General features: G+C 67.9%; 20 protein-coding genes and 1 tRNA gene. 8 read left to right on the top strand and 13 right to left on the bottom strand.

Going from position 1 to position 25,095, the window contains the following annotated elements:
* The first annotated feature begins 235 nt into the window (after window positions 1–235).
* Window positions 236–1,036 carry a TonB family protein gene (locus ACLQ7T_RS06700; RefSeq protein WP_420478722.1) on the top strand — a complete coding sequence of 267 codons (801 nt, stop codon included), beginning with the start codon at window positions 236–238 and terminating at the stop codon, window positions 1,034–1,036.
* Here ACLQ7T_RS06700 and ACLQ7T_RS06695 read toward each other — a convergent pair.
* From ACLQ7T_RS06695 to ACLQ7T_RS06660, 8 genes are all read right to left on the bottom strand, one after another.
* Window positions 1,033–2,199: a cytochrome-c peroxidase gene (locus ACLQ7T_RS06695; RefSeq protein WP_420478721.1), complete on the bottom strand. Its 1,167-nt coding sequence runs from the start codon at window positions 2,197–2,199 to the stop codon at window positions 1,033–1,035. The genes ACLQ7T_RS06700 and ACLQ7T_RS06695 overlap by 4 nt on opposite strands.
* On the bottom strand, window positions 2,172–4,700 hold the full coding sequence (locus tag ACLQ7T_RS06690; RefSeq protein WP_420478720.1) for a TonB-dependent receptor: 2,529 nt from the start codon (window positions 4,698–4,700) through the stop codon (window positions 2,172–2,174). The genes ACLQ7T_RS06695 and ACLQ7T_RS06690 overlap by 28 nt, the downstream gene beginning before the upstream one ends.
* Window positions 4,701–4,980: 280 nt before the next feature.
* Window positions 4,981–5,070: transfer RNA gene (locus tag ACLQ7T_RS06685), tRNA-Ser, on the bottom strand.
* 87 nt (window positions 5,071–5,157) lie between these two features.
* Window positions 5,158–6,090, bottom strand: coding sequence for an NUDIX hydrolase (locus ACLQ7T_RS06680; RefSeq protein WP_420478719.1), 933 nt, complete (start codon window positions 6,088–6,090; stop codon window positions 5,158–5,160).
* A gap of 2 nt (window positions 6,091–6,092) precedes the next feature.
* Complete coding sequence (locus ACLQ7T_RS06675; RefSeq protein ID WP_420470753.1) at window positions 6,093–6,686, bottom strand: YfbR-like 5'-deoxynucleotidase; 594 nt, start codon at window positions 6,684–6,686, stop codon at window positions 6,093–6,095.
* 131 nt (window positions 6,687–6,817) lie between these two features.
* A complete protein-coding gene (locus ACLQ7T_RS06670; RefSeq protein WP_420478718.1) occupies window positions 6,818–7,675 on the bottom strand; it encodes a methyltransferase type 11 in 858 nt (285 codons plus the stop codon).
* A gap of 178 nt (window positions 7,676–7,853) precedes the next feature.
* Window positions 7,854–8,714, bottom strand: a complete 861-nt coding sequence (locus tag ACLQ7T_RS06665) for an AAA family ATPase (RefSeq protein WP_420478717.1) — start codon at window positions 8,712–8,714, stop codon at window positions 7,854–7,856.
* Between the two features lie 393 nt (window positions 8,715–9,107).
* Entirely contained in the window at window positions 9,108–10,382 is a 1,275-nt protein-coding gene (locus ACLQ7T_RS06660; protein ID WP_420478716.1) for a lytic murein transglycosylase, read from the bottom strand.
* Window positions 10,383–11,248: 866 nt separating this feature from the next.
* Here ACLQ7T_RS06660 and ykgO point away from each other — a divergent pair.
* The 3 genes from ykgO to ACLQ7T_RS06645 all read left to right on the top strand — a co-directional run bounded on the left by ykgO (window position 11,249) and on the right by ACLQ7T_RS06645 (window position 12,295).
* Window positions 11,249–11,374 carry a type B 50S ribosomal protein L36 gene (gene ykgO, locus ACLQ7T_RS06655; protein ID WP_045655953.1) on the top strand — a complete coding sequence of 42 codons (126 nt, stop codon included), beginning with the start codon at window positions 11,249–11,251 and terminating at the stop codon, window positions 11,372–11,374.
* Between the two features lie 234 nt (window positions 11,375–11,608).
* Window positions 11,609–11,884 (top strand): nucleoid-associated protein GapR, encoded by a 276-nt coding sequence (gapR, locus tag ACLQ7T_RS06650; RefSeq protein WP_420470605.1) that lies wholly within the window; start codon window positions 11,609–11,611, stop codon window positions 11,882–11,884.
* Window positions 11,885–11,983: 99 nt separating this feature from the next.
* Window positions 11,984–12,295 (top strand): hypothetical protein, encoded by a 312-nt coding sequence (locus ACLQ7T_RS06645; RefSeq protein ID WP_420478715.1) that lies wholly within the window; start codon window positions 11,984–11,986, stop codon window positions 12,293–12,295.
* A gap of 67 nt (window positions 12,296–12,362) precedes the next feature.
* Here ACLQ7T_RS06645 and ACLQ7T_RS06640 read toward each other — a convergent pair whose 3' ends face one another.
* Window positions 12,363–15,116, bottom strand: coding sequence for a TonB-dependent receptor (locus ACLQ7T_RS06640; protein ID WP_420478714.1), 2,754 nt, complete (start codon window positions 15,114–15,116; stop codon window positions 12,363–12,365).
* A 549-nt stretch (window positions 15,117–15,665) separates the two neighbouring features.
* On the opposite strand from ACLQ7T_RS06640, the gene ACLQ7T_RS06635 reads away from it, so the two are divergent.
* Together ACLQ7T_RS06635 and ACLQ7T_RS06630 are read left to right on the top strand one after the other, a co-directional pair.
* Entirely contained in the window at window positions 15,666–16,055 is a 390-nt protein-coding gene (locus ACLQ7T_RS06635; RefSeq protein ID WP_420478713.1) for a hypothetical protein, read from the top strand.
* 74 nt (window positions 16,056–16,129) lie between these two features.
* On the top strand, window positions 16,130–16,552 hold the full coding sequence (locus tag ACLQ7T_RS06630; protein WP_420478712.1) for a DUF6392 family protein: 423 nt from the start codon (window positions 16,130–16,132) through the stop codon (window positions 16,550–16,552).
* A gap of 100 nt (window positions 16,553–16,652) precedes the next feature.
* Here ACLQ7T_RS06630 and ACLQ7T_RS06625 read toward each other — a convergent pair whose 3' ends face one another.
* Together ACLQ7T_RS06625 and ACLQ7T_RS06620 are read right to left on the bottom strand one after the other, a co-directional pair.
* A complete protein-coding gene (locus tag ACLQ7T_RS06625; RefSeq protein WP_420478711.1) occupies window positions 16,653–18,137 on the bottom strand; it encodes a sigma-54-dependent transcriptional regulator in 1,485 nt (494 codons plus the stop codon).
* Window positions 18,138–18,256: 119 nt separating this feature from the next.
* A complete protein-coding gene (locus tag ACLQ7T_RS06620; protein ID WP_420478710.1) occupies window positions 18,257–20,143 on the bottom strand; it encodes a DUF4153 domain-containing protein in 1,887 nt (628 codons plus the stop codon).
* A gap of 398 nt (window positions 20,144–20,541) precedes the next feature.
* On the opposite strand from ACLQ7T_RS06620, the gene rplJ reads away from it, so the two are divergent.
* Together rplJ and rplL are read left to right on the top strand one after the other, a co-directional pair.
* Window positions 20,542–21,057: a 50S ribosomal protein L10 gene (rplJ, locus tag ACLQ7T_RS06615; RefSeq protein ID WP_420470600.1), complete on the top strand. Its 516-nt coding sequence runs from the start codon at window positions 20,542–20,544 to the stop codon at window positions 21,055–21,057.
* A gap of 63 nt (window positions 21,058–21,120) precedes the next feature.
* Window positions 21,121–21,510, top strand: a complete 390-nt coding sequence (rplL, locus tag ACLQ7T_RS06610) for a 50S ribosomal protein L7/L12 (protein ID WP_420478709.1) — start codon at window positions 21,121–21,123, stop codon at window positions 21,508–21,510.
* 116 nt (window positions 21,511–21,626) lie between these two features.
* Here rplL and ACLQ7T_RS06605 read toward each other — a convergent pair whose 3' ends face one another.
* Together ACLQ7T_RS06605 and ACLQ7T_RS06600 are read right to left on the bottom strand one after the other, a co-directional pair.
* Complete coding sequence (locus ACLQ7T_RS06605) at window positions 21,627–22,994, bottom strand: serine hydrolase (protein ID WP_420478708.1); 1,368 nt, start codon at window positions 22,992–22,994, stop codon at window positions 21,627–21,629.
* Window positions 22,995–23,116: 122 nt separating this feature from the next.
* Window positions 23,117–25,093, bottom strand: coding sequence for a M61 family metallopeptidase (locus tag ACLQ7T_RS06600; RefSeq protein ID WP_420478707.1), 1,977 nt, complete (start codon window positions 25,091–25,093; stop codon window positions 23,117–23,119).
* Window positions 25,094–25,095 lie beyond the last annotated feature (2 nt).

The following is a 25,095-nucleotide window of genomic DNA, read 5'->3' as shown; positions in this document are numbered from 1 at the left end:
GGCTCCTGTTCAACGCCGTTAAGAAACCACGCCTCGCTGCGTCGCACAAGACTGTTAAGCAAAATTCTTGCGCGGCAGGTCCCGAGGGGGCGTGATCCGGCAGTAAATCACCGCCCGGCCCGTGTCAGGAAAATCCTGGATGTGGGTAGATATTGAGAGTCATTCTCGCTAACGAGGTGTATGGTTTTCACCCCCGCCGACCCGTTCTTCCTGTCGCGTCCGACAACCTGAACGCATGGCGTCGATCCCGCTTGAACCCCGTCCGTTCGGCAAGGGCCGACAGTCGCGAGCCCCGGCGGGTCGTCGGACCGGGGCGGCGATTCTGGCGGCGGCCGCCCATGCCGGACTGCTGGTTCTGGTCGGTCTCCAGGTTGCGCCGGTCCAGGACGGCGGCGCGGCGCCGGTCATCAATCTCACCCTGGAACCGTCGCCCCGGTTTGAGTCCCGGACGCCGCCCGCCGCGGAGGCCGTCGCGGATCGGTCGGCGGCTCCGGCCGCGACTGCTCCCCCGGTCCCGGCCTCGCCGCCCGCCCGGGAGGTCGCCGCGCGCCCGCCGGTCGATCCGGTCATCCCGGCTGCGCTACGTCCGGCAGCGACGGCCCCGGGGTTTGAGGACGTCCGGCGAACCGGCGAGGCGCGCGACCCCCGGCAGGACGGCGATGACGCCGGTCAGGGGCGGTCATCCGTCGAGGCCTCGGTCGCGGGAGCGACGCAGGGCGGCGGCGGGCGGGTCCAGGGCGCCGCGGCGGCCGCCCAGGCCGATCCCTATTTCGCCCGCGTCGTCTCTTGGATCGAGCAGCACAAGCGCCATCCCGGGGACGTCGCAGGGAGTGTGACGGTCCGGTTCCGGCTGGATCGCGGCGGACGGGTCGCGGGCCTGCGCCTTTTACGCTCCAGTGGCGTGCGGGCGCTGGACCGGGCGGCGCTGGAGCAGATCCGCTCGACCCAGCCTTTTCCGCGCCCCGACCCCGGCGTCCGATGGGCGACGCGGGAGTTCACGGTGAACATCGAGTACCGCAGCCGGCCGGACTCCTAGAGGGTCTCCAGGAAGGCGACGAGGTCGTCGATCTCCTCGCGGGTCAGGTCGAGCGGCTCAAGCATGGGGTCCGTCATCGGAAACAGCGGATCGTCTTCCTGTCCGGGGGAGGGGCGCGGACGGGCCCCGCCGGCGTCGTAAAACCGGACGATGCCTTCCATCGTCGGGAACAGTCCGTTGTGCATCCATGGCCCGGTCCGCGAGGCGCCGAGCAGACTGGGCGTGCGGAAGGCGCCGACGTCGGCCGCCTGCCCCGTCACCTCATACCGGCCGAGGTCCTCGCGTTCGCGGCCGTAGAAGGTCAGGCCCAGATTGTGGAACCGCCCGTCGCTGAACACCGGGCCGCTGTGGCAACTGGCGCAGGCGGCCTTGGTCCGGAACAGATGCAGGCCGCGCAGTTGCTGGTCATTCAGGGCGCTGCGCCGGCCTTCGATGAACCGCCGCCAGCGCGCCTGACCCGGGCGCAGATCGCGCTGGAAGGCGGCGAGGGCCATGGCGATCCGCTCGACGGTCACCCCATCGTCCCCGAAGGCCTTGCGGAAGTCCTCCGCGTAGGTCGTGTCGGCGGCGATGCGGGCCTCGATCACCGGCAGGGTCCCGGCCATTTCCAGCGGGTCGACGATGGGGTGCAGGCTCTGCGCCTCCAGCGTCGCCGCGCGGCCGTCCCAGAACAAAACCGGCAGGTGGCCGGCCGCCGCGACGGACGGCGAGTTGCGGCGTCCGCGTCGCCGGTCGTGACCGAAAGAGGTGCGAAGCCCGTCCGCGAAGCCCAGCTCGCGGGCGTGGCAGGAGGCGCAGGCGATCTGGCCCGAGGCGGACAGGCGGGGGTCGTCGAACAGGCGCTGGCCCAGTGCGACCTTTTCGGGCGTCGTCGGGTTGTCGGCCGGGGCGGGCGTGGGCGGAACCGGACCGAACTCCACGAAGACCGCGCCCTCTCTCAGGACCGGCGCGGGCCAGGTCTCGGGCGCGCCGGCATAGGCGGCGCGCAAGGCGTCCATCGTGGGCGCTCCGGTCAGGACCACGCGGGCGGATGAGGCGTGTTCCTGGGCGCGCACGCCGTCGAACGCCCACGCCCCGGCGATCGCGCTGATCGCCAGGACAAGGGCCGTCGGGATCGCCCGCCGGAGGCCGGGGCTCAGTAGCGGAATTTGATGGAAATCCATGCGTTACGACCCAACTGATAAGGCTGGGTGGCCGATTGGTAGTCCGGGTTCAGGACGGTGTTGAAGAGGTTGTTGATCCGGGCGTCGACGCTCACCACGCCGTAGGCGGTGCGGACGATCTCCGCCTCGACGCCGAGGTTCACATCGACCGAGTCCGAGTACTCGACCTTGTCATAGACGTCGTAGGTGGCGCCGCCGACGCTGATGTTCGCGCCGGTGTCGGCGACGACCTCGATGCCCTGACGATAGCGGGCGTTGAGGTTGGTTCGGACCCGACCGTCGAGCCAGCGCGCGCTCCAGTCGGCATTGACGATGAAGGGCGAGGCGTAGTCCTCGACCTGGTTGTCGGACAGCGCCTGCAGCACGTCGACCACCTCGCCGTCGTAGTAGACCATCACGCCCGACAACTCGCTCTCGTCCGCCATGTCGAACAGGCTGAGATTGGTCGCGTCGGTGTGCGAGAAATTGGTGCTGAAGGTCAGGGTATGATCCTCGCCCACCGGGCGGGTGTACTCCAGGGACAGGCCCCGGTAGCTGCGCTCGCCGTCGTTGGTGGCGTAGTAGACGCTGCGGGTCGCGGTGGAGCCGGTTTCGCGGTCGTAGATTTCGGTGAAACGGGCCGAACGCGAGATCTGATCGCGGCCCTCGCGCAGGATGCCCTTGATGCGGTACTGGCCGCCGATCCAGGCGAACGGGCCGGTCAGGGCGAGGGTGGCTTCGTCCGAATAGGGGGTGTCCAGCCCCAGGCCGGAATAGCGATTGCTGTCGGTGTGGCTGGTCAGGACCCAGGTGTCGTCCCAGCGACGCTCGGCGCCCACGGTGGTCGGGGTCCGGCGGTACTGGCGGATCACGCCGGCCCCTTCCCGCAGGGTGTAGCCGACGAAGCTGCGATTGTAGTAGCGGTTCACGCCCGCGGTGACGTTGACCCCGGCCCAGGGCAGGTCGCGAGACACCGACAGGCGGGGCGCGATATTGTGGTTGTCCAGGAAGGTCTCGTGGTCGTACCGGAGTCCGGCGCGAACGTCGAAACCGGCGAGATCGAACTGGTACTCACCCCACACGGCGTAGCTGTCGATCTCCGCGTCGGCGCTGAAGGCGGCGTAGCGGAGCTGGGTCGTCAGGGCGTAGGCGCCGTTGCGGCAGGCCAGGCTCTCACCGGTGGTGCAGACCGTATTGGCGCTGATGTCGGTGGTCAGGTGCGAGACCAGCTCCTGTGGTCGTTCACGGTGCGCCTCGACGTGTGACAGCTCGAAGCCCGCAGACAGGACGCCGAAGCCCAGCGGCTGCTCCCAGTCGCCCTTCAGGGTCGTGAGCTGCTGATCCTGGTAGAAGTCGCCGGCCGAACCGATGGTGCAGGACGAACTCAGCGAGCAGCCCGACAGGCCGGGCGCGGCGCTGGAGATGTTGAAGGTGCCCCACGGCGCGTCGCGATCATTGTCCGTGTCGGCATGGCTGAGGTCCAGGCTCCACGCCGCCTCACCCCGCGTGCCTTCGAGTCCGAGACGGGTGGTCAGGCCGCCGCCGCGCGAGACGATCCGGTTGTCATAGGCGGTGTTGGTTTGCCGGGCCTCGCTCTCATAGGGCGAATAGCTGACCTGGGCGGTCATCCGCAGCGAGTCGGCCAGATCATACTCGCCCTTCAGCAAGTAGTTTTCGGACCGGCTGCGCTGGCCCCACGCGCCCCAGGCCACATAGTTGGCGCCCGGGAAATTGGTCACTGTGGCCGTAGTCTGGTTGTAGCCAGCGAGCAGACGGAAGCGGGCGCTGACCGGCAGGTCGACATTGAAACCGAAGCGCTCTTTCTCGAACTCCGGCGCGTCCGGCGCGGCGCCTGCGAAGCTGTCGCGCGCCAGGTCGGACATGCGGTATTGCGCCATTCCGTCACTGGTCAGGCCGTAGTAGCCCTGGACGCCGAAGACAGGGCCGGGCGCCCGGGTGGTCAGTTCGACCACGCCGCCCTGGAAATCGCCGTAGCGGGCCGGGATGTTGGAATCGCGGACCGTCACCTCGCCGAGGAGGCTGGTGTCCACCCAATGGGTCTGGGCCGAGGCGGAGGCGACGCCGGCGCCGGTGAAGTCGCCCGGGTTGGCGTCCTCGTCATAGCCGTAGTTGTTCACCCCGACGCCATCGAGAATGAACAGGTTGTCGTTGATCGAGCCTCCGGAGATCGAAACCGTCTCCGGGCGCAGGTCCTGCAGGTCGTCCCGGGTCGCATTTCCGGCGGAGGTGCTGAACTGGGCGGTCGGCAGGATGCGCAGGATGCCGTTCGCGTCGCCCGAGCCCGGCGCCCGGGCCTCGATCGCCTCGAGGTTCAGCGTGGTGGTCCCGGAGTCTCCGCCGGAGCCATAGGCCGGCGCGGCCGGAGGCGGGGCGGTGCGGTCATCGACCACGACGGTGGGAATGGCCTGACCCGGCTGCGGGGCCGTCTGGGCGGCGGCGACGCCGGCGGGAGACAGAAGGGCCGCCGCCGCGGCGGACGACAGAAGAAAACGCACGCTCATCAAGACACCCCGAAACGCTGAACGGCGTGGGCGTATCCGGGATCAAATGAATTTGCAAATCATTATCACATAGGGGGCGTCGGTCAGGGCGACGTGAGGTGGACGACGGCGAGCCGTCGCCGGTTCCGGATGTACTGAATCGTCCTGGGCTGCCCCGGCGCGGACCGGTCAATGTCGCGGCTCTCTACAGGCGGATCCGTGACGTCAGTCGCGTGTACGGACGCTCGCGCGTCGGGCCCGGCGGGCGGGGTCAGTTGTTCGGGTTCAGGGGCAGGGCCGGTGGCGGAGAGGGGGGGATTCGAACCCCCGGTACGCTTTCACGCACGCCGCATTTCGAGTGCGGTACATTCAACCACTCTGCCACCTCTCCGCGGGGCCGAACGTTCATTGGTCGAACGAGAGCGGCTTCTCTAATGGGGGAGGCCGTGCGCCGCAAGCGGCGATTTGAGGAAAATCGTCAGCGCAGGGCGGGAAGCGGCAGGCCGAGGGCCTCGCCGGTCGACAGGTCGCCGTCGGCGACCCTGAAAAGCTCGGCCGGACGCCCTCCGGTGGCGGCGGACAGGCGGCCGGTCGCCGCCACGAGGCCGGTGCGTTCGACCCCCCGCCGGAAGTTCTGCTTGTGCAGGGACAGGCCCGCCACGGCCTCGGCGGCGGCCTGCAGGCCGGACAGGGTGAAGGTCTCCGGCATCAGATCGAACAGGACCGGGCGATACTTCAGCTTGCTGCGCAATCGGCCCAGACCGGTCGCGAGGATGCGGCGGTGGTCGGAGGCCATTTGCAGCCCCGGCGAGGCGGGCGGCGGCGACCGCTCCTGATCGCGGGCGGCCTCGGCCACCAGACCCGCCTCATAGAGAAGCTCGTAGCGCTCCAGCACCTGCCCCTCATTCCAGCGCTGGCCGGGCGCGGCGGCGAAGAGGGCGTCGATCCGGCCGCCGCGCCGGGCGTCGTCACCGGCCCATAGTCGCAGGCCGTCGATCAGGCGGGACAGGCAGGCGGCGGCGCCGTCGCGCCGGTCTTCCCAGGGGAAGAAGTCCAGGACCGGCGTCCAGCGGGCGCCGGCGAGGGCGGGGTCGGCGGCGTCCGGGGTCAGGGCGAGGTAGCCGACCGAGACCTCGCGATGGTGGCCGGGACCCGGGGTCGCCCGGGGACTGGCCCGGCCGAGGTCGCCGAAGGTGTAGAGCTGCTCGACATAGCCGAGCCTGAAGCCGGTCTGGGCCGTCACGAAGGCGCGCAGGGCCAGTTCAAAGGTGCGGTCCCGGGCCGGGTCGAAGGGGCCGAAGGGCAGGGCCGCCGATCCGTCGTCGCCGCCGGTGGTCAGGACACAGGCCGTGCCGTCCCGAAGCGCGATGACCACGGCCGACAGGCCGATGCGGACCCCCTGTTCGGCCATGGCTATTCGGTGTGCCAGGCGTCAGGGGCGGAGATCAGGCCGACGGCCTCGGCCAGCACCCGGTAGCGCTCGAGATAGCGCTGCTGGGCCACCGGGGCGGGCAGGGGCTCGATGATGAGGTCGTAGCCGGCGGGCGGGGCGCCGAAGATCTGCAGGCTTTCGGTCCGGTTGAAGCCGGCCAGCTGGGTCGCCTCGAAGAAGGCGCAGGCGCGGTCGGCCTTCTTGATCAGGGTCTTGATCGCCACCGGGTTCTTGGGCGGCAGGCCGAAGCGCACATGGATGGCGCTTTCCAGCCGCGCCTCGAAGGCCTTGTAGTTCATGCCCAGCGCCGCCTTGAAGGGCGAGATCATGTCGCCGATCACATATTCGGACGCGTCGTGCAGCAGAGCCGCCAGCCGCCATTTCGGCTCAAGGCCCGGCTTGATGTAGGCGGCGATCTCCTCGACCACGCAGGAGTGCTGGGCGACGGAGAAGGCGTGTTCGCCGATCGTCTGGCCGTTCCAGCGGGCGACCCGGGCCAGACCGTGAGCGATGTCCTCGATCTCGATGTCGAACGGCGACGGGTCGAGCAGGTCCAGTCGGCGGCCGGACAGCATGCGCTGCCAGGCGCGGGGCGCTTTGGACGAGGATCGGGGTGCGGAAGCCAAGACGTTATCCAGTTCAGTCGGCTGGACGTGGTGGAGCATAGGGCCGCCGCGATCAAGGGCGACGGGCGTTCATCCCCGGCTTATTCGCCCACGTTGAGGGTCACCAGCTCCTTCGCGTCCTCGAAGACGCGCCCGCCGTTGCGGTCCCGGGACCGGATGGTGGCGACGACCAGGGGGCCGCCGACCGGCCCGCGGGCCTCGTAGCCGACCCGGCGCCAGCCCTCAGCCGAGGCGCGGTTGTCGCTGAGCATCCAGCTGACGCGGGTGGCGTCGCCCGAGGCGACGGCGCGGACTTCGGCGGCGTCGTTGTGGGCGCGGACGCTGACGTTGTCGCCGTCGGGGCCGCCCGAGCCCTCGACCTTCACCGAGCCGTCGCTGTCGTTGGCGTCGATGTGAAGACCGCCGATGCGGACACTGGCCTGGTCGCCCCGGGCCTCGATCCTCATGCCCGGCAGGCTGACGGTCGCGTCGTCGCCTTCGGCCCGGATATCGACGCCCGGCGCCTGGACCGTCGCCCTGTCGCCCGACGGCGCGTCGTCGGCCCCGTCGCCAGCCCCGTTGCCGGCCCCGTCGCCCGCGGGCGAGGCGCGGTTCAGCCCGGCCAGGGCCATGGGCAGGGAGGCGGACAACTGGTCCTCGAAGGGCTTGAGCACCTGTGGCGGGGTCTTCCCGTCGAGGGGGACCAGCTGCAGGGTGACCTCGGCGCCCTTGGGCCCGACGTAGGTGCAGACCCGGCCCTCATTGGTCGCCGAGCCCTTGCGGGTGAGCGAGCCGAGGGTCTGGGGGCATTGCAGGGCCTGCACCACGTTGAGCACGCCCTTGGCGTCGTTGGTCTCGGTGCGGGTGGAGGTGATGTGCACCCCGCGCTCATCGTCGCAGGCGGCGGTGAAGGCGGCCAGGGCGCAGACGACGGGCAGGATGTAGGGCCTCAGCGGCATGATCCGGATCCTCAACTCACAGCCATCCTGCGCCCGGACAAATCCGAATCCAGTGAAATCGCGGTAACGGGCGTGACGAAACCCGACCGGATATCGGGCCGTGGTGGGAAGCGGTGCTGTGTCGTCATCGATCCCCCCGGACCCTTGCGAAGCAGACTGGACATGATCGAACGCGGCGTCAGCCGCCCGGACGGCCGCCTTCGCGGCGGTTCAGGAAGGCCAGGCGTTCGAACAGATGCACGTCCTGCTCGTTCTTCAGCAGGGCGCCGTGAAGCGGCGGGATCAGCTTGTTGGGCGACTTCTCGCGCAGGGTCTCGGCGTCGATGTCCTCGACCAGCAGGAGCTTGAGCCAGTCGAGCAGTTCCGAGGTCGAGGGCTTCTTCTTCAGGCCCGGCGTGTCGCGGATTTCATAGAAGGTCTTCAGCGCCTCGGAGGCCAGCCGGCCCTTGATGCCGGGGAAGTGGACCTCGACGATGTCCCGCATGGTCTCGGCGTCCGGGAAGCGGATGTAGTGGAAGAAGCAGCGGCGCAGGAAGGCGTCCGGCAGTTCCTTCTCGTTGTTCGAGGTGATGACGACCACGGGACGGACCTCGGCGCGGATCGTCTCGTCGATCTCCTGGACGTAGAACTCCATGCGGTCGAGTTCCTGCAGCAGGTCGTTGGGGAACTCGATGTCGGCCTTGTCGATCTCGTCGATCAGCAGGACGGGGCGGACGGGGGAGGTGAAGGCCTCCCACAGCTTGCCCTTCTTCAGATAGTTGCGGACGTCGTGGACCTTCTCCTCGCCCAGCTGGCTGTCGCGCAGACGGGAGACGGCGTCATATTCGTACAGGCCGTTGTGGGCCTTGGTGGTCGACTTGACGTGCCAGGTGATCAGGGGGGCGTTCAGGGCCCTGGCCATCTCATAGGCCAGAACCGTCTTGCCGGTGCCCGGCTCGCCCTTGATGAGCAGCGGACGCTCCAGGGCGACGGCGGCGTTGACCGCGATCTTGAGGTCGTCGGTGGCGATATAGTTCGACGTGCCTTCAAAGCGGGACATGGCGGCTCCTGCGGACGGATAGAAGACGCCTACCGAAGACGGGGGCGGTTAACAACGATCATGTGGGGGTGTGGGGTGTGGGGTGTGGGGTGTCGGGTGTCGGGGCAAGACGCCGAAAGTGCACTCGAGAAAAAATGGAGTGCACATTGTGCACTTTTCCCGTGAGACGGGGTGTGCGGGGCGCGGGTTCAACCGCCGGAGAGAGCGCCTGGGCGCAAGGCCGGGATCGGGCGTGGGGCGCCGCGATGAGATTTTGTGTGGCGGAGGCAGCGTGCGCTCGACCCGGAGGGAACTGCACGGACCGCGATGTCAAAGACCGGGGTGTAGTGTGACACGGCGGTGCGTCAGATTTGGACGTAGGGGGTGCGCTCCCTCTCCCGTCGGGAGAGGGGGTTACCCCGCCCGGCGGATCAGCTCATCGGCCAGATCAGCCGTCAGATAGCCGTCGGCCAGTCGTCCGTTGGCGATCTGCCAGCGGCGGAGCGCCGCACGGGTGTTCGCGCCGATGACGCCGTCGATGCCCTGGGTGTCATAGCCGAGGGCGGTCAGGGCGCGCTGGGCCCCGATCCGCTGGTCCCGCGACAGGGGGGCGTCGGACGGCCAGGCCTTGCTGAGCGCCGGCTTGCCCTGGATGCCGTCGGCGGTCAGGCCGATGGCCAGGGCGTAGCTGACCGAGTTGTTGTAGGCGCGGATGACGTAGTGGTTCGGCAGGGCCAGGAAGGCCGGCCCGCGCGCGCCCTGGGGCAGGAGAATGGTCGCCTGTTCGGCGGCTTCGGCGGCGTTGGGCTGGCCGCCGCCCGCCAGGGTCACGCCCCGGGCGGCCCAGTACGACCAGTTGTGGCGGGGGCCCTCGGCCTCGGCGTAGTCGAAGTTGGCGGGCAGGGTGACCTCATAGCCCCAGGTCTGGCCGCGCTTCCAGCCGGCGGAGGCCAGCAGGTTGGCGGCCGAGGCGAGGGCGTCGGCGTCGTCGCCCCAGATGTCGACGATGCCGTCATTGTCCTGGTCGATGCCCAGACGCAGGTAGTTGTCCGGCATGAACTGGGTCTGGCCCATGGCCCCGGCCCAGCTGCCCTTCAGGCCCGCGCGGGCGCGCTTGCCGTCGATGACGATGTCGAGGGCGTTCTTCAGCTGGCCCTCGGCCCAGTCGCGGCGGCGGCCGTCGAAGGCGAGGGTCGCCAGCGAGCGGATGACGTCATAGTCGCCCTGGACCTGGCCGAAGGCGGATTCCTGGGCCCAGATGCCGACGAGGATTTCCGACGGGACGCCGAAGCGCTGGACCACGGCCCACGGCACGCGATCCACCCGCTGACGCGCCTGGGCGATGCGGGTGGCGGTGACGGCGTTCTGGACATAGGCGCCGGCGGGGCGGCTGAACTCGGGCTGGTTGCGGTCCAGACGGATGACGGACGGATCGGGGGTCAGGCCCGCCAGCTCGCGCTCGTACTGGGCGCGACGGACGCCGCCGTGGCGAGCCAGGAAGCCCTGCTTCCAGCCTTCGAACCCGGCCTGATCGACGACGGGCGCGGCGGGCGGAGCGGGCGTGGGAGCCGGCGCCGGGGCGGGCGCCTCTGGCGGCGCGGGCGTAGGCGCGACCGGCGGCGGCTCCGGCAGCATGGGCGCGCAGGCGGCGACGGTTCCGAGCAGGAGAAGGCGGAGGCTGATACGCATGATCAAGAGTCTAGTGTCCCCACGTGCGGCGCCCTCATAACAAGTGCGCGAGTCGCCGCTTTCGCCATAAAGCGCCCGGATGGAGAAAGCGTTGCCGTGCGCTTCCCCATTCAGCGTCATTAACCCTTTTTCTTTTTGGTCCGGTGACGGGCGCGGGCGTAGGAGAACCGGGTCCTCTGATACGGCCTGGTGGCGGAGGGGCTACGCGGCGGAGGTGCAACTCCGCAGACCCTCCGTTCAACTCGGAGGCCAGGCCTCCAGAGATCGCGGAGCGATCTCTGGATATTTAGTGGCGCTAGCGCTCGGCTCGTGGAGCCTCGCTGCTTGAGCGCGATCAGCGGACAATCCCCACGATCACTCCCGAGCCGTTGCTGGCATTCTCGACAGCCTACATACTTGTCCTATGTCCGCCCCGTGCCATTGGCCCCATGCTTGCTTTGCGTGCCGCAAGTCTTGGAAGCTTGATGAGCGCTCCAGCGCGAAGTGCCCGGAGTGTGGAGATCCGCTGCACTGGATGGGTCGCGCGTTCAAAGCGCCGAGGAAGACCGACAAGGAGCAGTGGAACAAGGTTAGCTCCTTGTGGAGCGCCGGGTATCGCTTCATCAACCATGAAGGCTGGAGGGAGGCGGCCCCCTATCCAGAGCGGCTGAGGGAGGTGGAAGCTTTTATCCGTGACAATCCAGACCACCCCTTCCGGGTGAAAGGTTGACGGTCCGCTTCGCACCCATTGCAGACATGAGGCTCAGGGCGTTTATCGGAACACGTCCTCTCCCGGTTGACCTCCCGGCGAGTCCTCTCTATACGCACCGCTCCGCCGCAGGTCCGCCCGCGGCTTTTCTGTTTTGATTTGCCCAGGACGTACGACCATGAAGGTCCGTAGCTCGCTCAAGTCGCTGAAGACCCGCCACCGCGACTGCAAGGTCGTGCGCCGCAAGGGCAAGGTGTACGTGATCAACAAGACCGACCCGCGCTTCAAGGCCAAGCAAGGCTGATTGCCTTGATGCGCTAATGCAGGCGACGCGGTCGCCTGCTGCTTGAGCGCAGGTTGGAATGAACAGGGCTGCGGATTTTGTCCGCAGCCTTTTTCGCGTCCGGCGTTGAGTCGCGCGATGCGACGTGGTTAGCGTCCGACATTCTTTTCGCCCTACCGCCCTTCGGGCGACTTGAGGGCGATAACCGCCCCCTCGGTTGACCGGTGGGGCGTCTTCTTTCTCCGGAGTTCTCCCATGGCCGATGACGCCGCCTTCGATTCGTCGCCCGACGTCCTGACCGCCACCGCCCAGGGCCGCCTGCGCTCGATTATCGAGCGTCTGGAGCGTCTGGAAGAGGACAAGCAGGCCGTCATGACCGACATGAAGGAGGTCTTCGCCGAGGCCAAGGGCGAGGGCTATGACGTCAAGACGCTGCGCAAGGTCATCCGCATCCGCAAGCAGGACAAGGCCAAGCGCCAGGAAGAGGAAGCGATCCTGGACCTGTATCTGTCGGCGCTCGGCGAAGTTTGAGGGCGTAGGGCGTAGGAATTAGGAATTAGCGCGGTCGCGGGCCAAGCTGGCTTCAGCGCCCTAGTTCCTACTCCCTAGTTCCCAAGCCCTCGCCCTCAGATGAAGCGCAAGCCGCCGGCATCTCCCTTTGAAGCCCAGCGCAAGGCCGCCCAGCGGGCGGCGCTGAACGCCCTGAAACGCGCCCGCCGCTCGGCCGAGCAGGCGGGCGTTTCGCTGTCTGACTGGGAGGGCGAGTTCCTGGACTCGGTGTCCGAGCGGGTGAAGACCCACGGCCGCGCCTTCGGCGATCCCGAACTCGGCGCGCCCGGTCAGGCGCTGTCGGCCATGCAGGGCCGCAAGCTGAAGGAGATCACCGCCAAGGCGAAGGGCGAGGCGCCGAAGCGGCGATGGGGGAAGAAGAGGGAAGGTTAGGGTCGAGATTCGAGGGGCGAGGGTCGAGGGATCGGCGTTCTCGCCCCTCGACCCTCATCCCTCGACCCTAGAACAGGATCTTCCGCAGCGTCAGGCTGATCACCCGGCCCTGCGGGTCGAGATAGTCCGACTGGTAGTTCAGCGGCAGGTCGCCGGACGAGGTCGAGGCCTCGGCGCGGCTGTCGAACAGGTTCTGGATCCCGAACTGGATGCGCGTGCCCTTCAGGATCGGATATTTGGCGACCCACTCCGTGCGCTGGTTCAGGTCCATGAACAGGTTCAGATTCACCGTCGTCCGGTCGGCGAAGGTGATGTCCGGGCCCGTGCCGCCGTTGACGGTGGTGCCTTCGCGCCAGGTGGCGAACATGAAGCCGCCGAAGCCGTTGCGGAACACGCCCGACATCAGCTGGAGCTCATTGCGCGGGCTGCCGCCGTTGGCCGAGGTGGCGCCGCCGTCCAGCATGTCGATGACGGGCAGGCCGTCGGCGATGGTGATCTCATCCTGCAGACGGACGGTGTGGTACAGCGAGATGTTCCAGCGGCCCTGACCGGGCTGCATGCTGGGACCGCGGCCCCGGCCGCCGCCCGGGCCTCCGCCCATGCGGACTTCCATCCGGCCGCCGCCACCCCCGCCGCCGCCCTCGACGCGGATCGGGCCGCCGACCGGCGGACGGACGCCGCCCGGCATGCCCGGCAGGGGAGACTGGCTGGCCGCCGCGCTGGGCGTGCCGAAGGCGCGCGAGTAGTTGATGCCGGTCCGGATGTCCTGACGCTCGTATTTGTCGAAATTCAGCGGGCGGGCGTCGATGGACAGCAGGTTTCCATCGGTGTCGCGGGTGAAGCGGCCGGGCAGGGCGGCCTCGAGGTCCGGGGTGATGGTCGGGAAGGCCGCCAGATAGTCGTCCGTGACGCTCCAGGTCCAGGTCGACTGCAGCGACAGGTCCTGACCGTCGATCGGCCGCCAGGTGCCGCCGACCCGCCAGACGTGGCGGTTGTCGGCGTCCAGGCCGGGATTGCCGCCGGTCGTCTGGCTGACGAGCACCGTCTGGCCGGTGGCGAAGTCGAAGACCGGAACGTTGACGTTCTGGATGACGGGGTCGTTCAGCTGGCTGATGCTGGGCGCGCCCTGTTCGTCGGCATAGCTGACCAGGAAGGACAGGGGCTCGACCGGCGACCAGTTCACACCGATGTTGAAGCTGGACAGGCCGCCGAAGTCGGACAGGTCCTCGTAGCCCACCGTGGCGTTGACCGAGAGGTCGCCGAGCATCGGCAGCACGTCGGCGCGCCGGCTGGCGATCGGGAAGTTGAAGGTGCCCTGGCCGTTGAACCGGTCGCGCGACTGGGAGCGGTCGGTGACGACGCCGCTGCGGACGCTGGTCGAATCCAGCGACCGGGTGTCGGCCCCGAACTTGAAGGTCGAGGAGATGCTGCCGGCGGGCAGTTCATACAGGTCGCCGTTCAGGACGACCTCGGCGCTGAGCACTTCCGAAACCGAGTTGGCGGTGTCGTTGGCGATGCGGGTGAAGTCGGCGGTCGACAGGGCCGCGAAGGGGTTGGCGGTGGCGTCATCGGCCGCGAGCCGGGCGTTGAACAGGCTCGCGTCATAGCCGCGTCCGGTGGTGGTGTCGGTTTCGGTGCGCTCGTACTCGCCGGTGAAGGTCCAGCGCCAGTCCTCGCCCAGATAGCCGTCCAGAACGACGCCCAGTTCGCCGTTCAGGCTGTCGGTCTCGCGCTGCAGCGAGGCGGCGTCGTCGAGGTAGCGGAAGACCGTCACATCCTCCGAGAAGGGCGAATAGCTGTTGGTGTCGGCCAGGTTCAGGGCGACGCCCGGCAGGCCGTTGAAGCTGCGGCTCGACGAGTCCTGCAGGCTGGCGCTGACAGTCAGCTGGGTCGTGCTGTTCAGGTCCCGCTTCATGGTGCCGCGCACCGTGGTGCTGTCGCTTTCGGACAGCAGGGTGCGATAGGCGCCCAGATCGCCGGTGCGGACGCCGCCGGAGGCCGCGGCGACGAAGTCCGCCAGGGTCGGGTTGGCGGTCCCGCCGGGGACCGGGGTGATCGCCGTGCCCAACGCCGGGTCGATCACGGTGCAGCCGGACGGATCGTCGGCGCAGGCGGCCGTGTAGTCGGCGCTGGTGACGTTGCCGATCAGATCGTACGGCGTCGCGCCCGGGTCACGGCGCAGGTCACGCTCGGCCTCGAACAGCGGGCTGGAGCGGGTGTGCTCGGCGTCCAGCGACCAGCGGTTGGCGCCGCTGATACGCAGCACATTGCCCTTGGCCTCGGCGGTCGTCCGTCCGCCCTGTTCGGGCAGGCGGGCGGTCAGCTCGCCGGTGAAGGAGTTGAAATTGGCCTTGAGGACGAAATTCACCACCCGCTGTTCGGCGCGATAGCCGAACTGCAGGGCGACCTGTTCCGGCAGGATTTCGGTCCGCTCGATGGCCTCGGTCGGAATGCCCTGGATTTCCCGGAAGCCGGAGATGCGGCGGCCGTTGACCAGGAAGACGGGCTGCAGGTCGGACCGGCCGCTGGAGCTGCGGGTCAGCGGCTCCAGATAGGTCATCAGCTCGGCGATGTTCGAGGCGCCGTAGGCCTGGATCTGGCTGGCGTCGAGGGTGACGTCCGCCGGAATGTCGGTGTCGACGCTGCCCCGCGGACGCGCCGCCGTGACCGACACCGTGCCGAGGTCATAGGCGTCGTCATCCTCGGCCGCGGGCGCGGTCGTCGGGGCGGGCGTCTGCTGCGGCGGCGTTTGCGGCGGGGTCGGCGCGGTCTGGATCACGCCGGCCATCAGGCCGGACAAGGCGGTGGTCACAAGCAGCATACGAGGAGCCTCGGGGGAGAACGAACTAAGCGGCAAACGTACGGCGTTCGTGTTTCCGTCGCATTGCAGCGATGAAACCGGGAGTTGCCGTTCGCGGTCCCGCCTGTCTTCGAGGGCGGCGCGTGTCCATGCCAATGAACTTTAGTTCAGGTTGAGGGCTTCCCTGAGGCGTTGCCGATTTGCAGCAGGGTCAGGCGCGGGCTCAGCCGGTGTCCTTGAGCACGGGGGGCTGCACCGGGGGCGCACAATGTATATGGACAGAACCGGGAGAACGCTCTTACGAGCCGGGGAGGCACGCTCGTTCGATAGTTTGTGGATCCGCCGTCGGGGGAGAGCATAATCTTGTATGAATGCTGAGAACGATAGAAGCCTCACTGAGGCGGAATTTTTCTATGCTAACTCTGCTTTTGCCGAATACAGGGCAGGCGGCGAAACTGATAAGAAGTGTCCATGGTGTTCTGGTGAATTGTCATTCACGGATGCCGGATCGGCATACTCGATCACGTGTACTTGTTGCGCGTTCGAGGTGACCTCCAGGGGGCTCTAGCCGTGATACCGACCCTCTCCCTCGGGCCCTTTGACGCGCCGGATTTCGAGATCATGCCGGGGGACCTCTATCCCCTGGTGGCCATGCTGATCGAGCACAGCGGGCCGCTGACTCCGGATGAGATCGACAGCCTGAACTCCCTGTTTCTTCTCGACACCCTGTACCTTCGAGAGAAATCCCGGAGCGTCTTCCAGAAGCTGCAGGTCATCTGCGAAGCCGTCCTGTCAGGGGCGCTGACGCGGTATGACCTGAGCGGGGGCGCGCAGGCCGAGCTTGCGGAATTCCTCGAGCGCAATGCCGGGCCCGGTGTCGTCACGCCCGGCATGAAGGTCGCGGCGCGACGGTTCCTGGACTTCCTCAAGGCCAATCCGGACGATTGGCCGCTACGCTAACCCTCGCCGGGCGGCGTCCCGCGGAGTTCCGCCGTCATCCGGTCCAGCAGCATGCAGTTCTTTAGTCCTAGCATATGGGAGCCGAAGCCGTGTCTTTTGCAGAAGATTTGATTTCCACATTGGGAAAAGACACGGCGAGCGCGGAGGTGGCCGAGGTTACGAGCCGGTACGGGCTTGCGGATGTCTACGACGATCCGCCCCTACGGATCTATGTCGGGTCGTCAACCAAGGGAGTCGATTTACTTTCCGAGAGTGGAAAGGTTTTGGATGTCCAGTTTTTCGTCCAGCGATCTGAGACCCATGCTCCATTCTCCGACGAACTTCCATTTGGAATAAAGGTGGGCATGTCTGACGCGGATATACATAGGCTACTTGGTGAGCCGGATATTCGCGATTTTGTCGGTAGCAAGTACCTAAATCTTGGCGGCAATATTAACGTAACGGTTGTTTATGACGGATCGAATGTTGTGAGTTACCTGAGCGTTCGGAAGGCCTGACTGCCCCATGTCGTAGACGGGGCGGGAATTGGGGAGACACGTTCATTCGAGCGCTGGCGGGCCGCCGCTGGCGCAACCGACGGCGGCGTGTGCGCCCCGTTCAGCCCGCGTCCTTCAGCGCGCCTTCCAGGCCCTGTTCGCGGACCTTGCGGTAGAGGGTGGAGCGGCCGATGCCGAGGCGGCGGGCGATTTCGGACATGTGGCCGGCGTAGACCTCGATGGCGTGCTGGATCAGGTCGCGTTCGATCTCCTCCAGCGTGCGCAGGTGGCCGCGGTCGTCGAGGATGCGAATGGGCGTGTCCGGCAGGGGCGGGAGGTCGATGTCGGGTTGGTGGGGGAGCGAGCTGTCGGCGAACAGCCCCTCCGTCTCGGGGCTGTCGCCTTCGGCCATCTCCCCCGAGGGGGCCGAGTAGACGCCCGAAATGGCCGGGAAGTCGTGGGGCTGCAGGAAGGGGGCGTCGGCCAGGATGATGGCGCGATAGACGGCGTTCTCCAGCTGGCGGACATTGCCCGGCCAGTCGAAGGCGGTCAGCAGGGCGGCGGTCGCCGGCGACACGCCCGCGATCCGCTTGCCTTCCTCGACATTGAAGCGGCCGATGAAGTGGTCGATCAGGGCCGGGATGTCCTCGCGACGCTCGCGCAGGGCCGGGGCCTCGATGGGGAAGACGTTCAGGCGGTAGAAGAGGTCCTCGCGGAAGCGGCCCTCGCGCACCTGTTCGGCCAGGTCGCGGTTGGTGGCCGAGACGATGCGGACGTCGACCTTGACCGAGCGCTTGGAGCCGACCGGGTCGATCTCGCCTTCCTGCAGGGCGCGCAACAGCTTGACCTGCATGTCCAGAGGCAGTTCGCCGATCTCGTCCAGGAACAGGGTGCCGCCGGAGGCTTCGGCGAACTTGCCGAGGTGTTTGTCGGTGGCGCCGGTGAAGGCGCCCTTCTCGTGGCCGAACAGGATCGACTCGACCAGGTTGGCGGGCAGGGCGCCGCAGTTGACGGCCACGAAGGGCTTGCCCGAGCGGTCCGAAGCGCCGTGCAGGGCGCGGGCGATGACTTCCTTGCCGACGCCGCTTTCGCCGGTGATCAGGACCGGGATGCCGGATTTGGCCGCGCGGGCGCCGAGCGACTTCACCAGACGCATGGGCGGGCTGTTGCCGACCAGATCGTCGAAGGAGGTGCGGCCGCCGTGGTGCTTCTTCAGGCGGCCGACCTCGGCCGTCAGCTGGGTCAGCTGCAGGGCGTTGCGCACGCCGACCAGCAGGCGCTCGGCGGAGACGGGCTTGACGAAGAAGTCCTGGGCGCCGGCCTGCATGGCCTTCACCACGGCGTCGACGCCGCCGTTGGCGGTCAGGACGATGACGGGGGTGGCGACGCCCGCGGTGCGGATTTCGGCCAGGGCCTCCATGCCGCTCATGCCCGGCATGACCATGTCGAGCAGGACCACGTCGGCCCCGCCGCCCTTGGTCAGGCGGTCGATGGCCTGACCGCCGCCCTCGGCGTGGACGACGATATAGCCCTCGCGTTCCAGCACGGCCTGCGCGATGCGGCGCTGGGTCGGATCATCGTCCACGACAAGTACGGTCTTCGCCATGCGAACGGCCCCTGTTCCATCACGTCCCGGCCGGCTCTCGATAGCGGAGCTGGCTCATTCCGGGACGTTTTAACCGTCACAAGGTGAAGATCGGGTGGTCGGGCAGGGTGAACGAGGGGTTAGGACGCGGGCGTCGCGGTCACCGTAACCGGGACAGGGGCCGTCGCGTCGGCGGACGCCGGCGCGCAACGGATGTCCTGCTCCAGCTGGGGCGTCACGGCCGGGCCGTCGCCGAAGGCGAGCGCGGGCCAGCGGGGTTCGGCGATCCGCACGCCACCCTGCTTCAGCCGCTCCCGCGCATCCTCGCGGCGCCCGCCGACACAACGCAGGTGCGGATAGGCGCCCTGACGGGTCCAGACGCCGTCACTGTTCCGGGCCCAAAGATCGATGCTGAACGATCTGGCGATGAGCACTTCCATGACGTTGTCGCCGTTGAGGTCGATCGCCTGGGCGACGCAGGTTCCCTTATCCACGCAAGCATACCTGTCGTCGTCGGGACGGACGCCGGTGACGAAATCCGCCGGGAGCGGTGATCCGACGACTTCAAAGACGGGAATCCGGTCCGGCTCGCCTTCGTCACGAGAGTCCCAGCGGTTCCGGATGGCGGCGACGCGTCTGGCGCGTTCAGCGACGTCGGCGCTGGACGACCGCGTCAGTCGCTCCAGCGCCGCCTCGCCCGCCTTGCCGCTTTCGAAGCGGAGGAAGCGGAAGTCGAACTGGTCCGGCTTCACCGCGCCCCGCTCGAGCCGGGCGACCTGATCGGCGACGGACAGGCGGGCCGGGTCGGCCAGGGGGCTGAACAGGGCGAGGATGACGGCGACCTCCAGCACGGCGGTCAGGACGTTGGTCCGCTCCAGAGGTTGCATCCAGTCGGTGCCCTTGCCGCGACGGGAGCGGGTGAAGGGCAGCAGGGCGGCGTAGCCGTAGCCGCCCGCATAGGCGGCGCCGATCAGGGCACAGGCGACGGCGATGATCCGATCGGGCGTCAGGCCGTGCTGGCCGATGCGCAGGGCCAGGCCCCAGAAGGCGAGGATGACCAGAGGCGTCAGCAGGACGGCGGCGAGGCGCACGGCCCACTGCAGGACGCGCGGCGGCAGGTTGTCGGCGCGCCCGTCCTGATAGGCGGTGTTGATCAGGATGATCAGGGCGGCGGCGGCGGTCAGGACAAGGGCGGTGGCGCTGCCGGTGTCCCACAGGCTGTCCAGGCCGGTGAAGGGCAGGGCGGCGAGGAAGCCCGCCGCCAGAACGGTCATGAGCAGCAGCAGCCAGGACAGCAGCATCAGGGCGACGCTGCGCACGCCGCGGATCAGGGCGTCCCGGACGTCCGTCAGGTGCACGGCGGTCGCGAACATCAGGGTGGTGACGGGGATGAAGAACCAGTCCTCCGCAATCAGGTCCGAAAGGAAGGTCAGACCGATCACCCTGAACAGGGCGGCGCCGAGGAACAGCAGAATCCAGAAGGCGCCGGTGAAGCCGACGGAGAGGGCCAGTTGCACCCCGGCCTTCCACGCGGTGTCGAAATAGGTCGGGAAGGCCGCGATCCACCGGCGCTCCAGATCGGCGGGCAGGACCAGGTGATGACCGATGAACAGGGCGGCGCCGGCGAACAGGGGCATGGGCCAGGGGAGGTAGGGCGGACGGCTGCGCGGGCCGTACTCGGTGATCGACTGGGCGGCGACGCCGTGCCAGCCCAGCAGGGCGAGGAAGACGGTGGCGCCGAGCGCCCAGAGAACCAGTGTGCGGATGCGCATCCGTCCGGCGCCCGCCAGCAGCAGGACAGGGACCATGACGAGGATCATCGACAGCGGGCCGAACAGCTCCGGGACGTTGGCGGGCCAGTTCAGTTGCTCGGCGGCCTGGCTGTAGTCGCTGACCTCGGCGCTGCGATAGAGCCACCACAGGGCCGCGCCCTGCAGCAGGCCGACGGCGAGTCGAAAGCCCGCCAGCGCGGGCGTTCCGGCCCGGCCCAGGCTGTTGCGGCCGGTGGCCTCGATGGCGTCGCTCATGGGGTGCCCTCCCTTTATGAGAGCGAACCTGCCCCGGATTCCCGCTGCTGTCTCGAGGATTTCCGGTGCAGAAGCGGTGCAAACGCCGAACCCGCTTGAGTTTGCGGCGATTGCGTGTATAGAGCGCGCCTTCTCCGTCGCAGCCTTCGGGACGCGGCGGTCCTGTCCGAGAACTTCGGGGCGTGGGGGCCACCCACCGCCGTAACTGTCAGAGAGCCCTCTGGCGCCGTGGGGAGATGGGGATGCAGACGATCGCCGTCACCCGGAAACGGGGGCACGGGGTTTGAGCTTCCTTCGGACAATACGACCGGCCTGAACGTCTCGCAGCGATGCGCGGCGCTTTGGCCATACGCTTCCGGGAATAAGCCCGGGGGCGAGTACCAAGACTGGAGACCGCAATGGACCGCGCACAAAAAGCCGAGTCGATCGAAACGCTGAAGGGCGTTTTCGCCGACGCGGGCGCCGTGGTCGTGACCCACAACCTGGGTCTGACCGTTGCGGAAATGGAAGACCTGCGTGGCCGTCTTCGTAAAGAAGGCGGCGCGTTCAAGGTGGTGAAGAACCGCCTGGCGCTGAAGGCGCTCGAAGCCGAAGAAGGCAGCGACTACCACGGCCTGTTCAAGGGTCCGGTGGGCATCGCCTACGCCTCCGATCCGGTGACGGCCGCCAAGGTCTCGTCCGAGTTCGCCAAGGGCAACGACAAGTTCGTGATCCTGGGCGGCTTCATGGGCGAGACGGTCGTGGACGCGAAGGGTGTCGACACCCTCGCCAAGCTGCCGTCGCTGGACCAGATCCGCGCTCAACTGCTGGGCCTGCTCAACGCTCCCGCGACCAAGATCGCCGGCGTCGTTCAAGCTCCGGCGGCCCAACTGGCCCGCGTTTTCAACGCCTACGCCACGAAGGACGCCGCGTAAGCGGAACCGCACCTTTCATCTCTGCACACTCTCTGAACCTCATCCTACCGAAGGAACTACCCCATGGCTGATCTCGCCAAAATCGTTGAAGACCTGTCGGCTCTGACCGTCCTGGAAGCCGCTGAACTGTCGAAGCTGCTGGAAGAAAAGTGGGGCGTGAGCGCCGCTGCTCCGGTCGCCATGGCCATGCCGGCCGGTGGCGCTGCCGGCGGTGAAGCCGCTCCGGCCGGCGAAGAGCAAACCGAGTTCACCGTTGTCCTGATCGACGGCGGCGACAAGAAGATCAACGTCATCAAGGAAGTCCGTGGCGTGCGTTCGGACCTCGGTCTGAAGGAAGCCAAGGACCTGGTCGAAGGCGCTCCGCAGAACGTCGTCGAGAACGTCTCGAAGCAGACCGCCGAAGAAATCAAGAAGAAGCTGGAAGAAGCCGGCGCCAAGATCCAGATCAAGTAATCTGGCTTCTGGCGTGTCGCTCTTCGGAGCGGCAGCTTGAACAGTTGAACGGGCCGGAGGGAAACCTCCGGCCCGTTTTCTTTGGGAGTTCCGGCGGTCCCCTGTCGGGCTTCCGCCTAGCGTTTGCGGGCGGGCGCTTCGCGGCCGTTCTGATGCAGGATCAGGCCGTCGACCGCGCCCGACGCGTCGCGGGAGAAGGTGACGCGCGCGTCGATCACCCGCAGGAAGAAGGCGTCCGGGCCTTCGGCGAACAGTTCGAAGGGCGGTTGGCGGGTGGCCTGGGCGATCAGCCTGCCGTCCGTTTCCGTCACGGTGATCGCGAAATCAGGCGCGAGATCATAGACCCCGGCGTACGCCCGCAGGGTTTCCGCGGGAAGCGCGACGGCCTCGCGTTCCTCCGGCGTGGCCACGGTTCCGCCGTTCGCCAGCGTCAGCAGGTCGGCGCCGATCCGGTCGGGACCCCGACCGTTGAGGTTGCCCAGGACGATGACAGTCATCGCGCTGCCGGTGTCGCGTCCCATCCAGGTGTTGAAGCCTTCGATGCCGCCGCTGTGCTGGACGATCGCACCGTCGCCCTCCGGTTTGACGATCAGGCCGAAGGCGTAGTCGTTGCGGACCGGGGTGGTCAGCAGGGTCAGGGACTCCGGGGACAGCAGACGACCGCCGAACAGGCCCTGCTCCCATTTCAGGAGATCGCGGGTGGTTGAGTAAAGGGCGCCGGCGCCCTGCGGAATGACCATGTTGACGTATTCGGCGTTGACCACGCCGCGGGTCCGGGTCGGGGTGTAGCCCGACGCCCGTCGCGGCAGGATGACGGAGGAGACGTCATAGCCGGTGTCGGCCATCCCGAGCGGACGGAGCAGGTGTTCGACCAGATAGTCGGCGTAGGACTGACCGGACGCCTTCTCGACGATGGCGGTCAGCAGCAGGTAGCCGGAGTTCGAGTAGGCCCAGCCCTCGCCGGGCTGGAAGTCCAGGGGCAGGTCGCGGAACAGGGCGATGGTCGCCTCGGGGGTGGTGTCCTGCATCTTGTAGGCCTGGAAGCCGTCGAGATCGGTGACGTTGGGCAGGCCCGCGGTGTGGGTCAGCAGGTGGCGCGGGGTGATGGCGTTCCAGCTCGCCGGTGCGTCGGGGAACCAGGCCCGGATCGGGGCGTCGAGGTCGACCAGACCCCGCTCGCGCAGCTGCAGGATCGCGACCGCCGTGAACTGCTTGCTGACCGAGCCGAGGCGGAATTTGGTGTCGCCGTCATTGGGGATGGCCCACTCGCGGTTGGCCAGTCCGTAGCCGCGGTCCAGCAGGATCTCATCGCCGCGGGCGACGAGGACGGCGCCCGAGAAGGCGTCCCGGTCGGTGAAGGCGCGGATCACCTCGTCCATGCGGGCGACGTCCTGGGCGAAGGCGGGCGCGGCCGTGAGCGTCAGCGCGATCAGCCCGGTCAGCAGCGACCGGCCCCCGGCGCGGAGGGTGGAGATGGTGGTCATCGGAACAGCCCCTGAGTGTGACAACTGCAGACCAGAGGCGTGCGGCGGCGCGGTCAGATGCCGGCCGCCGCATTATGTTTCCGTAATCCGCCCGATGCCGTGAACCGGGCGGCGGACTCGCCCTAGCGGCTGCGCGGCGCGAAGATGTCGGCCAGGCGGTCGCGCGTGCCGTCGATGCGGACCAGACGCGGGTAGCGCAGGCCGCCGTGGTAGTCGAAGGCCACGGTGCGGAACTCGTCGCCGCGCTTCAGGACCAGGCGGATCGGCTCCGGGCTGGTCTTCGCCGCGGTGACGGCGGCGCGCAGGGCCTCGGCCGAGCCGACCCGGTCGCCGACGGCCATCAGCTCCCAGCCGGCGCCCAGCCCCTGCTCGAAGGCCAGAGACCCCCAGCGCACGCCGGTGATGCGCGTGCCTGACACGCTGAAGCCGAGCGAATACTGGAAGTCGCCAGCCCAGCCGCCCAGCATCCGCTTCTCGACCGGGGTCAGTTCGTCGACATAGGTCAGACGCCAGCCGGCGCGTTCGATGCCGTCCAGCGGGGCCTTCGCGTCCGGACCGACAGCGTCCAGACGGCTGCGCAGAAAGGTCGCCCAGTCGTGCGGGTGCACGGCGTTCAGGGCCGTGACCACGTCGTCGAAGGTGTAGGGGCGGGCCTCCCAGACGCCGTCCTCGACGCCGAAGAAGCCCTTGGCGAAGTCGTCCAGCGACCTGCGATTGTTGGTCTCGGCCCGGATCAGGGTGTCGGCGTCCAGCCAGACCAGCAGGGCCTCGCGGTAATAGTCCCCGGTGCCGCGCATCCACGACGACCACGGATTGGTCGTGCGGTAGCCCAGCAGGTTGTGGTTGGTGGTGTCCTGCAGGGCGCGCCACTGGCGGCCGGGCTGGTTGTCGTAGAAACCGGCGACCTCGGCGAGATTGATGATCGCCTCCTCGACGGTGCCGAGCCCGGATCGCGGGGTCAGGACGTCGCCCCAGTATTCGGTCTGGCCCTCATAGACCCACATCAGGGTGTTCTGGGTCGGGACGTTGAAATTGGCGACGTATTCGTCGGACGGCCGGCGGAACTTGCCGTTCCAGCTGTGCACATACTCGTGCGGAAGCAGGCCGCGGGCGCCGTAGGCCGGATTGGCGCTGGAGAAGTAGTTGGGCGCGGCGGTGTTCTCCGACGAGCGGTGATGCTCCAGCCCGATGCCGCCCATCTGGTTGGTGAGGGCGAGAAGGAACTCGTACCGATCATAGTGGCGGGCGCCGAACAGGCGGTCGGCCTGATCGACGAGGGCTTCGTATTTCGCCGTCCACTCGGGCGTGATGTTGATCGAGGCGGCGGTGTCGCCGACCAGATTCAGATGCACGGGCGAACGGCCGCCCGGGTCGATATCCACCCGGCGATAGTGTCGGCCTGCGAACATCGGGCTGTCGGCCAGATGTTCGAGGCTGATGGGAGCGAAGGTCGCGACGTCGCCTTCGCGGCCGGTGGTGTCCAGAGCCACGCCATAGCTCCACCCCTCGGGCAGGACGACCGACGGGGCGAAGGTGATGCGGCTGTGATTGTAACCCGCCGGATAGAGCAGGGCCTTTTCCCACTGCAGGTTGACCATCTCCTGGGTCATGACCACGCGCCAGGTCGCATTGTCCGGCTGGGTCAGCCATTCGAAGTCGACCTCGATCGTCGAGACGCCCGCGGGAATGTCCAGATGGAAGGCGTGCGGGTCGACGGTGTCACGGACCCACTCGATCCGTCGGCCGCCGCCCGTGACGGTCAGGCCCGAGATCAGCTGGATGGGGCCGGTGTCGGCATGGTTGCCCGGAATGAATTTCGGATACTGCAGGACCAGATGGCCGGCCGAGACCGGGATCGTCTGGCGGGTGCGGATGACCTTGTGATCGAGATCGGTCAGGTCGACCCGGATGCCGATGACGCCGGGATAGTCCCGATCCTGCGGCGCCGGGATCGGCGGCAGGGCGTGCGGAAGGCTGGTCGGCGCGGGAAGGGGCGCCTGGGCCTGCGAGGCCGGGACGGTCTGGGCCATGGCGGGCAGGGCCATGGCGGGCAGGGCCACGGAGGCGAGCAGCAGGGCGAGGGCGGCGGACTTGGACATAG

The sequence above is a fragment of the Brevundimonas sediminis genome, assembly GCF_048799765.1.
Classification (GTDB): domain Bacteria; phylum Pseudomonadota; class Alphaproteobacteria; order Caulobacterales; family Caulobacteraceae; genus Brevundimonas.
Note: the sequence above shows the minus strand (reverse complement) of the source record. Positions and strands in the feature narration are given on the sequence as shown.